Annotated in this window: 1 protein-coding gene and 1 other annotated feature; the gene reads left to right on the top strand. The window is 65.4% G+C overall.

What is annotated here, in order from left to right; translation table 11 throughout:
- Positions 1–324 precede the first annotated feature (324 nt).
- Positions 325–451, top strand: a sequence feature (AL1L pseudoknot).
- A gap of 60 nt (positions 452–511) precedes the next feature.
- Positions 512–922, top strand: coding sequence for an IS3 family transposase (locus NB3_RS33785; RefSeq protein WP_218020682.1), 411 nt, complete (start codon positions 512–514; stop codon positions 920–922).
- The last annotated feature ends 305 nt before the right edge of the window (positions 923–1227 follow it).

The raw sequence follows: 1227 nt of genomic DNA on the forward strand, positions 1-1227 counted from the left end.
TGGGGGCCGCTTCTTCCTAGAGGAAGATGGTCGCCGTCATGTCGAAGCGTTACCCGTCCGAGGTTCGTGAGAAGGCTGTGCGTCTGGCTCTCGAGCGTCTCGATGAATACGGGACTCCGTATGCTGCCGCCCAAGCTCTCGCGCCGTTGGTCGATGTCCATTTCGAGACGCTGCGGATCTGGATCAAGAAGGCTCCGGCCGAGGGGCGCGGCCGGGCGGGTAAGCCGGCCCGGGTCTGTCTTCGGCCGAGCGTGAGGAGTTGGCGAAGCTGCGCAGAGAGGTCCGAGATCTCGGGCAGGCCAACGAGATCCTGAAGCTGGCTTCGGCTTTCTTCGCGCGGGAACTCGACCCGCGACACCGGTGATCGTCGGGTTCATTGATGAATACCGTCGGGTCTACGGTGTCGACTCGATCCGTCGTGCGTTGCGCGCACGGAGTGCAGATCGCGCCGAGGACCTACCGCAAGGCCCGCCGTCGGCCGCCCTGGGCCCGCGATCTCGCCCACGCTCACGTGGAGAACGCGTTACGAGATCTCGAGGGCAGGCCCGAGCAGATGTACGGGCGCCGCAAGATGACCCGCTATCTGCGTCGCCAGGGCCATGACGTGGCGTTCTGCACCGTCGACCGGATAATGCGTGAACTCGGGATCAACGGTGTCGTGCGGGGCCGCAAGCATCGCACCACCATCCCGGCCAAGGACGGCGTGCGCGCCATCGACAAACTCAACCGCGACTTCACCGCCGCAGCTCCGAACCTGGGGTGGGTCAGCGGACTTCACCTATGTCTCGACGTAGTCGGGATGGGCCTATGTGGCGTTCGTGTTCGATGCCTACTCCCGCGCGATCGTCGGCTGGACCGCTGCGACCACGAAGACGACCGTGTTGGTGTCCAAAGCTCTCAACATGGCCGTGTGGCGGCGTGAGCGCTCCAGACCAAACCGACGAGCTGGAAACATAGATTCCGGCGAGCGAGCGACAACCCCACCGCACTTGCCCCTGAGTCCGTGCACGAAGACGACGGCGGCGCACCTGGGCGCCGTCCTCGGCGAGCAGGCATCCGGTGCACCCCACGCGCCACAATCATTGTTCACGTCACCGAATCAACCCTGGCCCTCACCCCGCTGCCGCGTGATACAACTCCCGATGCTCCGCCCACGGACGCGCCCGCTCCTCCGCACTCATCGCCAACAACGCCCGCAACTTCCCCCACGCCACCTCATCAACCGGC

The sequence above is a fragment of the Nocardia beijingensis NBRC 16342 genome, from assembly GCF_001612785.1.
GTDB classification, from domain to species: domain Bacteria; phylum Actinomycetota; class Actinomycetes; order Mycobacteriales; family Mycobacteriaceae; genus Nocardia; species Nocardia beijingensis.